This is a genomic window from uncultured Wocania sp. (assembly GCF_964021735.1).
Lineage (GTDB): Bacteria > Bacteroidota > Bacteroidia > Flavobacteriales > Flavobacteriaceae > Wocania_A.
Window position 1 is genome coordinate 1 of the sequence record NZ_CAXIBN010000263.1, and the last position, 2,724, is coordinate 2,724.

General features: G+C 31.1%; 2 protein-coding genes. Both read right to left on the reverse strand.

All coding sequences use genetic code 11. The annotated features are described in order from the left end of the window. Positions 1 to 74: 74 nt before the first annotated feature. Positions 75 to 2,240 carry a S9 family peptidase gene (locus AADI82_RS14760; RefSeq protein ID WP_341217177.1) on the reverse strand — a complete coding sequence of 722 codons (2,166 nt, stop codon included), beginning with the start codon at positions 2,238 to 2,240 and terminating at the stop codon, positions 75 to 77. A 111-nt stretch (positions 2,241 to 2,351) separates the two neighbouring features. Next, the coding region (locus AADI82_RS14765) for a hypothetical protein (protein ID WP_341217178.1) at positions 2,352 to 2,724 on the reverse strand (373 nt) is incomplete at its 5' end.

Sequence of the window (2,724 nt, forward strand, 5' to 3'; positions counted from 1 at the left end):
GGCAGTTTCTTAAAAAAAAGACCTGTTAGGTTTTTAAGCCTGACAGGTCAGAATTAGTTATCATATACTATTACCTATTCCGTAATACCTTCTAAATCAAACATAAAAGCATAGGTTAATGCCAATATTTTATAACGTTCAAAACGCCCAGATGCACCACCATGACCTGTTTCCATATTACAATCCATTAATAATAAGTTATCATCGGTTTTTAGTTCACGTAATTTAGCAATCCATTTTGCTGGTTCCCAATATTGCACTTGACTATCCCAATATCCTGTTGTAATTAAAATATTTGGATAATCTTTGGCTTCCACATTATCGTATGGAGAATACGATTTCATATAATCATAATATTCTTTATTCTTCGGATTTCCCCATTCATCGAATTCAAAAGTAGTTAATGGAATAGTTTCGTCTAGCATCGTTGAAACTACATCAACAAAAGGGACTGCTGCTATAACACCATTCCACATGTCTGGTTTCATATTTAAAACAGCTCCCATTAATAAACCACCGGCAGACCCTCCGTAAGCATATAAATGATTGTTATTTGTATATTTTTCTTCGAGCAAATACTTACCAACATCAACAAAATCTGTAAATGTATTTTTCTTTTTTAATAGTTTTCCGTTTTCATACCAATCTCTTCCCATTTCTTGTCCGCCACGAATATGAGCAATCGCATAAATAAAGCCTCTATCTAATAAGCTTAAGCGTGTAGAACTAAAAGTTGGTTCGGTACTGCTTCCGTAAGAGCCATAAGAATAAAGTAACAACGGGTTTTTACCATTTTTTTCAATACCTTTTTTATAAATTAATGATACAGGAATTTTAGTACCATCGGTGGCCGTTGCAAATAATCGCTCTGATGTATAATTATCTATTGCAAAAGCAGGATCGATAACTTCTGTTTGCTTTAAAAGTAATTGTTTCTTCTCATACATATTGTACTCATAAGTACTATTTGGTGTGGTTAAAGAACTGTATGTGTAGCGTAAAACATCCGTATCAAAATCTAAATTAGAGGTTGTTGCAGCAAAATATGCTGGGTCGTTAAATTGAATGTAATGATCGTCTGTTCCATCCCATTTCATAACTCTTATAGTTCGCAACCCCTCTTTTCGTTCTTCAGCAACTAAATAGTTTTTAAACAAGTCCATACCTTGAAAATATATATTATCTCTGTGTGGAATTACATCTACCCAGTGCTCTTTTTCTGTTTTATTTACTGGTGTTTTAACCAATTTAAAATTTTTAGCATCCTTATTAGTTCTTATATAAAAATGGTCTTCAAAATGATCGATGGTATATTCTAAATTTTTTTCTCTTGGCTGAATAACTTTCCATTCACCATGTGGAGTATTGGCATCTAAAACTCTAAATTCTGTAGATAAGGTTTGAAAACTCCCTATAAACAAATAAGCCTCAGATTTTGTTTTACCAACACCACATCTAAACGTGTCATCTTTTTCTTCGTAAACCACAGCGTCTTCAGATTGATTAGTGCCAATAACATGTTTTAAAATTTTGTTTTGACGTAAGGTTTGAGGATCTTTTGTAGTATAGAAAATAGTTTGTCCATCATTTGCCCAAGTAGCAGTACCACCCGTATTACTAAGTTTGTCTTTTAATAACTCTCCAGTTTCTAAATTCTTAAAATAAATGGTGTATTGGCGTCTAGAAATAGTGTCGATGCCAAAAGCTAGCATTTTATTATCTGGACTTACCGAACGTCCGCCAAAACCATAATAAGAATAATCTTTTGCCATTTCTGGTCCGTTGAGCATGATTTCTTCTTTTGCGCCTTCTTCTAGCTTTTTTCTGCAATACAAAGCATAATCACCACCTTCTTCAAAACGTGTATAATACGAATAACCGTTATTGTTTACTGGAACAGATTGATCGTCTTTTTTTATACGCCCTACAATTTCGTCATACAATTTATCTTGAAGATTTGTAGTATGCGCCATGGCTTTACCCAAATAATCGTTTTCTGCATTTAAGTAATCTAGTACATCTTGCGTTTGCTCGTCTGGTGTTTCAGCATTCTTTTGTTCGTCGCTTAAACGCATCCAAAAATAATTATCGATACGGATATCACCATGAGTGATTAACTCTTTAGGAATTTTTTTAGCAACTGGAGATTCGAGAGACATATGTGGTCTTTCAGTTTCATTTGATTTACAAGAAGAAATCATAATCGTTAAAGTTAAAAAAGCGTAAATAGTATGTTTCATAATTTAGTGTTTGTCAAGCATAAAGGAACGAAAATAAGTTTATAAAATTTGGAAGAAATTTAAAATTAACAATTAAAGAGTGTTTAATATTTTAATAATAAAGTTTATTTATTAATCGACATTCAAAAAAACATCCAATTTATCACAATATTTATCTTCTCTAACACAAAGAATACTAAGAGTTTCAATCATTAACCGATTTAACTCTTTATCATTTGGTCTTATACTATAAGCCAAATTAAATTCATAATAAGCTTCTAATATTTTATTGGAAAGCAATCTATTCTTTCCAGATCTCAATAAAAAATGAAATGCATCATTATCTAAAAATATAAGCCTCTCATTTTTAATATAAGTATAGTTGTTAGAATACAAAACAAATTTTTTAGTACAAATTTTAATTAAGAACACTAAACTTATAAAAATTATAATTCCAAGAAAAGCATACTTGAATTTACTTTCTTTAATATGAGGTTTAATTTTA